Below are 6492 nucleotides of genomic sequence, written 5' to 3'. Positions count from 1 at the left end.
GTTAGTAAATGAAAACACTTGCAATAGTCGGAATACTCTTTTATAAGAAAGAATCTTGACAGTATGACTATGCATTGTTAATGTTATGGATAATATTCTTTTAAATATAGGAGGAGTTCAAGAAATGTGGGAAACAAAATTTGCTAAAGAAGGCTTAACATTTGATGATGTATTATTAGTACCAGCTCATTCAGAGGTGCTACCTAAGGACGTTAGTCTTTCTGTGCAGCTAACACCAAAGATTAAATTAAACGTACCAATGGTAAGTGCTGGTATGGATACAGTAACAGAATCACGCATGGCTATCTCTATGGCTCGCCAAGGCGGTCTAGGTATTATTCATAAAAATATGAGTATCGATCAGCAGGCTGAAGAAGTAGAGAAAGTTAAACGCTCTGAAAATGGTGTTATTACAAACCCATTCTTTTTAACTCCAACGCATCAAGTATTTGATGCAGAACATTTAATGGGCAAATATAAAATCTCAGGTGTTCCTATTGTGAATAACCAGGAAGATTTAAAATTAGTAGGTATTATTACAAACCGTGACCTACGTTTCATTTCAGACTACTCATTAAAAATTGATGATGTAATGACAAAAGAAGATTTAATTACAGCTCCAGTTGGCACAACATTAGAAGGCGCTGAAAAAATCTTACAACAATATAAAATTGAAAAATTACCGATTGTTGCTGAAGACGGCACATTAAAAGGTCTTATTACAATTAAAGATATCGAAAAAGTTATGGAATTCCCAAATGCTGCTAAAGATAAATTAGGTCGTTTATTAGTTGGCGCAGCTGTTGGTGTTTCTAAAGATACTGACATCCGTGTACAAAAATTAGTTGAGGCACAAGTTGATGTCATCGTAATTGACACAGCACATGGTCACTCACAAGGTGTTCTAGATGTAGTTAAAAAAATTCGTGCAGCTTACCCAGAATTAGAAATCATTGCTGGTAATGTAGCAACTGGTGCAGCGGCTCGTGCTTTATATGAAGCAGGCGCTGATGTAGTAAAAGTTGGTATTGGTCCAGGTTCGATTTGTACAACACGTGTTGTTGCAGGTGTAGGTGTACCACAAATTACAGCAATCTATGACTGTGCATCAGTTGCACGTGAATTAGGCAAGACTATCATTGCAGACGGTGGTATTAAGTTCTCTGGTGATATCGTTAAAGCACTAGCAGCTGGTGGACATGTTGTAATGCTTGGTAGTTTATTAGCAGGTACTACTGAAGCACCTGGTGATACTGAAATCTTCCAAGGTCGACGTTTTAAAGTTTACCGTGGTATGGGTTCAGTTGGCGCTATGGAAAAAGGCTCAAAAGACCGTTACTTCCAAGAAGACGCTAAAAAATTAGTGCCAGAAGGTATTGAAGGTCGTTTACCTTATAAAGGACCATTAGCAGATACAATTCACCAATTAGTTGGTGGTGTACGTGCAGGTATGGGCTACTGTGGTTCACAAGATTTACAAGCGCTTCGTGAAGAAGCACAATTTGTTCGTATGACAGGTGCTGGTTTACTAGAGTCTCACCCACATAACGTACAAATTACAAAAGAAGCACCAAACTACTCACGATAAAAAGTAAAAACACTCTTTTAGCACACTAAAAGAGTGTTTTTTTTTGGAAGGAAGAAGTGTATGAAGCGATTTGTAGTAGTCATTGGCTTGTTGTTAATGATGAGCAACGTAGCTTATGCAGATAATGGTTTTAAGGTAAATGCAGATGGCGCTATTTTATTAGATGCAGATACAGGGCAAATTTTATATGAACAAAATGCAGATAGTGCTCTTGGTTTAGCGAGTATGAGTAAATTAATGCCGGTTTATATTTTGTTAGACCACATTCGTGCGGATAAGATTAAATGGGACGATACGTATACGGTATCGAAGCGTGTACATGAGCTTTCAGTCGACATGAACTTGGGCAATGTGATGTTAGAAGAAGGTCGTGCTTATACGATTAAAGAGTTATACGAATCTATTTTAATTTTTTCAGCTAATGCTTCAACAGTTGGGATTGCGGAGTTCATTGCAGGGAGCGAAGCAGATTTTTTACCATTGATGCATAAAAAGGCTGAAGAGTTAGGTTTAGCTAATTATAATTTTGTAAACGTAACAGGATTAAACAATAGTGATTTACAAGGCCATCATGTAGCTGGTACTGGGCCAGATGACGAGAATGTAATGTCGGCTAAAGATGTAGCAAAGGTAGGCTATTCTATTATTCGTGATTATCCCGAAATTTTAGAGGTCACTAAGCTACCACGTAAAGTATTTGGCGCAGGTACAGCCTCATCAGTTGAAATGACAAGCTGGAACTATATGCTACCAGGTTTTTTATATGAGTATGATGGCGTGGATGGTTTAAAAACAGGTAATACGAACTTTGCAGGACAATGCTTTATAGGTACAGTTGAACGTGATGGTCAACGCTTTATTGCAGTTGTATTAAATGCGAAAGATAAAGAAGGTAATAGTAACTATGCAGGTCGCTTTGGTACAATGAAAGAATTATTTGATCATGGCTTTGCTAATTTTACAAAAGAAAATATCGCAACTGAGCAGAGCAGCGTCCAAGTTAATGGAGACACTGTGGCCGTACAGAGTGAAGCAGTACCAATTTTAGCTGAAAAAGGTGCTAGTTATCATGCTAAGGTAGAGCCGTATACAGATGTAACTACAATTACAACTGGAACACCAGTAGGACATACTGTAGTGGAGGAACTCAATTATTTATATGAGCCGCCAGCAGTGGAGGCTACATCTACTATGAAGGTATCTTATGCTAGTAAAGCTAAGGATGTGTCGAAGGGATTAGGCAATTATTTTAGTACCTTTTGGCAAACTATCCGCGATTTTGTTGCTAATTTATTTTAAGGTTTGAGCACAATGCTCAAACCTTTTTTATTTGCCAAACGTGCATTAAATCATCTACAGCTTTAGCAATTGAAGTTAAGCCACCAAAGCCTAATAAAAATTGTGCTGAGGTTGTAGGTTCGTGGCGTATGGCGTACCGTGACATTGGATACACAGCAATACTAGCTTTTTTTGCTTGTTCAAAAAGCTGTTGTTCAGACTGATGCGCAATAGTTATCACAATATGCATGCCCGCTTGTGAACCGCTAACGCTTACATCTGGATAATGTTGAAGTGCTTCGATTAATTCATTATGTTTTTTGCGGTATATCTTACGCATACGATTTAAATGCTTAGCAAAATGACCATCACGCATAAAGTTAGCTACAATATGCTGATCAAAGCGTGGCACTGTAGAAGAGTAGTACGTAAATAATTTATTGTACGTAGTCATAAGTGACGCTGGTAATACAAAGTAGGCTACTCGTAAGGACGGCATTAAGGATTTAGTGAAGGTACTCATATAAATTACCTTATCATTAGCGTCCAATGCTTGTAGTGCTGGGATGGGTTTACCTGTATAACGAAATTCAGAGTCGTAGTCATCCTCAATAATAAAACGTGAGGGTGAAGCAGCTGCCCAGTTGAGTAGTTGCGTACGACGAGTGGCTGATAATACAGCGCCAGTTGGGAATTGGTGCGATGGCGTGAGGTAAACGACATCTGTATTTGTTTGTTCAAGCGCCTGTACTTGTATACCGTCCTCATCGACTTTAATGGGTAAAGGTGTGCGATTGTGTTGGCGTAAAATACGCGCAACAGAAGGATAGCCAGGGTGCTCAAGTGCAAATACGGTGTAGTGATTAAATAATCGAATAAGCATTGGTAAGAGTTGCTCTGTACCTGAACCAATGACAATTTGTTCAGGTTGACATTGTACACCACGTGATTGATATAAGTAGTCAGCAATTTCTGTACGTAATGCGTACTCACCTTGGGCGTCGCCTGCTAATAATAAGTGGGCATTTGCTTCGTCATAACTGTCACGCGCATATTTACGCCATGTGCTAAAAGGGAAGTTAGCTGTATCAATAAAGCTTGGATTAAAATCATAGCGGTAGTTGGGTATAAAAGACGGTTTAAAATGCGTTTTAGGCGTTGCTATCTCAATATAGGGTAATTCATCGAGTGCCTCTACAAAATAGCCTATGCGTGCTTTAGAGCTGATATAGCCCTCTGCTAGGAGCTGTGCATACGCTAATTCAATCGTTGTTTGGCTAATGTTTAAAAAATCAGCCAATTTTCGCTTAGAGGGTAGTTTTTCGGCTACTTTAATTTTTTGCTGAATGATGGCATCTTTAATGCCATTGTAAAGTTGTTCGTATAGCGGGGTTCCGCTTGTTTTATCAAGCGAAAATAATAACATATCCATTTACTGACCTCCTTATTTAGTTACTAACTGGTTATTTTAATGTGGTCAATACTTAGTATACTAAATTGTAAGAAAACTTTGGGAGGTTTTTTATAATGAATGAAAAATTACAAATGCCATATGCTGGCGTCATTATGGATGTTATTAATGCAGAGCAAGCTAAAATTGCACAGGAGGCAGGCGCTGTAGCTGTTATGGCGCTAGAGCGAGTGCCTTCGGATATTCGTAAGGCGGGTGGTGTAGCTCGTATGGCTAACCCTTCGATAATGGAGGAAGTTATGGGTGCTGTGACAATACCTGTTATGGCTAAAGCACGTATTGGGCATATTGTAGAAGCGCGTGTACTTGAGGCAATGGGCGTAGATTATATTGATGAAAGTGAAGTACTGACACCTGCTGATGATGAGTTTCATTTGTTAAAACATGAGTATAGTGTGCCATTTGTATGCGGATGCCGTGATTTAGGTGAAGCTGCGCGTCGTTTAGGTGAAGGGACAGCGATGTTACGTACGAAAGGCGAACCAGGTACAGGTAATATTGTGGAGGCTGTACGCCATATGCGTAAAGTAAATGCGCAAGTACGAAACATTGTAGCTATGACACCAGAAGAACTTATGACAGAAGCTAAAATTTTAGGAGCACCCTATGAGGTTTTAGTCGCTATTAAAGAGCGAGGTCGTTTACCAGTAATGAATTATGCAGCAGGTGGTGTAGCAACGCCTGCAGATGCCGCATTAATGATGGCGTTAGGTGCGGATGGTGTTTTTGTAGGGTCAGGTATTTTTAAATCCGAAAATCCTGAAAAATTTGCGAAGGCTATTGTGCAGGCTACTAAAAATTTCGAGGATTATGCATTAATTGCCGCGCTATCTAAGGACTTAGGTGAGCCTATGAAAGGTATTGAAATTTCGACATTAGCTGCAACTGAGCGTATGCAAGAGCGTGGTTGGTAAAGTGAAAAAACGAGGTGGGTGAATGATACACGCCTCGTTTTTCTTATGTCTTGGCTCATGATATAGTTAGGGACTCTAGTGAATTGGGAGGCATAGCTATGGCGATGATATATGTACTAAGTTGCTACTTTGTTGGCACACTATTAACAGCAGAGTGGGTGAGCTATTTATTATATGATGGAAAGATTAGAGAGCGTGGCAGTCGAAATCCAGGTGCACGCAATATGGGGCGTGTGTATGGTAAAACGGCATTTGTACTTACACTGCTTGGTGATGCGAGCAAGGGGATAGTAGCGATTAGTGTGGGTCGCTTGCTTGGCTTATCAGAGGAGCTTATTATAGTAGGTTTATTAAGTGCAATGACAGGGCATATTGCGCCCTTTTACCGCAAGTTTAAAGGTGGAGAAGCAGTCGCAACATTTATTGGTGGCATAACAGCGTTTAACCCAATGCTTTTGGTGGTATTTTTAAGTGTTTGCGCTGTTGCACTGTTAGTGAGAGCTTCTGCTACTGTAGCAGGCTGGTTAGGATTTATTATTATTCCGCTAGCGAGTTATTTGTTAACGAAGGAGTTAACAACAGCTGTACTACTAGGAGGTGCGGTGCTTTTACTAGTAATTGCCGCGCAACGTGATAAATGAGGAGGCAATCAAATGAATTTACGAGAACATGACGAGCGTTACGCTGAGGCGATGAGTGCTTTAACATCGCAACCTGCAGTAAAGGAAGCACTAGGCTTACCTGATGATATGGTAACGGTAGAAGGAGCAAAAAAATTTATATGGCATGTAACGACGGACGAGCGGCAATACTCTCGTGCGATTTTTGATGGTGATACGTTAATTGGCGTCATTACGCTAAAAGATATTTCGGCAGAGAGTGCACACATTGGCACGTGGCTAGGTGAGCAGTACTGGGGACTTGGCTATAATGAGGAGGCAAAGTCGGCTGTGTTAGCTTATGCCTTTAACGTACTGGAGTTAAAGCGCGTATTTGCAGGTGCAGCTAAGCGTAATATACGTTCATTAAAGGCACAAGAGAAGCTCGACTATGTAACGATGGATGTTGGTAAGCAGTACCCTATTGATTTAATTACAATCGAAAAAGTAACAGGTGAACCTTGTCAGCTTAATGTGATTACCCGTGAAAATTTTTTAGCGCAAGTTGCGAAAAAATAGTGGCTATAGTACAATTAAGGCAAATTTATAGGTATGTACGAAGATAGGAAGTAGTAGCAAATT

6 protein-coding genes and 1 other annotated feature (1 of these 7 only partly in view) are annotated in these 6492 nt (G+C 39.8%); of the genes, 5 read left to right on the top strand and 1 reads right to left on the bottom strand.

The genetic code is table 11. The features are described 5' to 3' along the window. The first annotated feature begins 124 nt into the window (after positions 1-124). Positions 125-1588 (top strand): IMP dehydrogenase, encoded by a 1464-nt coding sequence (gene guaB / locus CH76_RS10610; RefSeq protein WP_036145911.1) that lies wholly within the window; start codon positions 125-127, stop codon positions 1586-1588. A gap of 60 nt (positions 1589-1648) precedes the next feature. Beyond that, positions 1649-2887 (top strand): serine hydrolase, encoded by a 1239-nt coding sequence (locus CH76_RS10605; protein WP_036145909.1) that lies wholly within the window; start codon positions 1649-1651, stop codon positions 2885-2887. Between the two features lie 16 nt (positions 2888-2903). Here CH76_RS10605 and CH76_RS10600 read toward each other — a convergent pair whose 3' ends face one another. Further along, entirely contained in the window at positions 2904-4298 is a 1395-nt protein-coding gene (locus CH76_RS10600) for a PLP-dependent aminotransferase family protein (RefSeq protein WP_081892690.1), read from the bottom strand. 95 nt (positions 4299-4393) lie between these two features. Between CH76_RS10600 and pdxS the strand changes: the two genes are divergently transcribed. The 3 genes from pdxS (at position 4394) to CH76_RS10585 (ending at position 6429) form a co-directional block, all read left to right on the top strand. Beyond that, a complete protein-coding gene (pdxS, locus tag CH76_RS10595) occupies positions 4394-5251 on the top strand; it encodes a pyridoxal 5'-phosphate synthase lyase subunit PdxS (protein WP_036145906.1) in 858 nt (285 codons plus the stop codon). 98 nt (positions 5252-5349) lie between these two features. Further along, on the top strand, positions 5350-5892 hold the full coding sequence (locus CH76_RS10590) for a glycerol-3-phosphate acyltransferase (RefSeq protein WP_036145905.1): 543 nt from the start codon (positions 5350-5352) through the stop codon (positions 5890-5892). A 12-nt stretch (positions 5893-5904) separates the two neighbouring features. Further along, on the top strand, positions 5905-6429 hold the full coding sequence (locus tag CH76_RS10585) for a GNAT family N-acetyltransferase (protein WP_036145903.1): 525 nt from the start codon (positions 5905-5907) through the stop codon (positions 6427-6429). A 31-nt stretch (positions 6430-6460) separates the two neighbouring features. After that, positions 6461-6492, top strand: a binding site (T-box leader) (it continues 182 nt past the right edge of the window).

Source organism: Lysinibacillus sp. BF-4 (assembly GCF_000743635.1).
Lineage (GTDB): Bacteria > Bacillota > Bacilli > Bacillales_A > Planococcaceae > Metalysinibacillus > Metalysinibacillus saudimassiliensis.
Note: the sequence above shows the minus strand (reverse complement) of the source record. Positions and strands in the feature narration are given on the sequence as shown.

Coding starts and splice junctions, on each gene's coding strand:
- CH76_RS10585 (WP_036145903.1), top strand. CDS start 5,905: ATGAATTTACGAGAACATGACGAGCGTTACGCTGAGGCGATGAGTGCT.
- CH76_RS10590 (WP_036145905.1), top strand. CDS start 5,350: ATGGCGATGATATATGTACTAAGTTGCTACTTTGTTGGCACACTATTA.
- pdxS (WP_036145906.1), top strand. CDS start 4,394: ATGAATGAAAAATTACAAATGCCATATGCTGGCGTCATTATGGATGTT.
- guaB (WP_036145911.1), top strand. CDS start 125: ATGTGGGAAACAAAATTTGCTAAAGAAGGCTTAACATTTGATGATGTA.
- CH76_RS10605 (WP_036145909.1), top strand. CDS start 1,649: ATGAAGCGATTTGTAGTAGTCATTGGCTTGTTGTTAATGATGAGCAAC.
- CH76_RS10600 (WP_081892690.1), bottom strand. CDS start 4,298: ATGGATATGTTATTATTTTCGCTTGATAAAACAAGCGGAACCCCGCTA.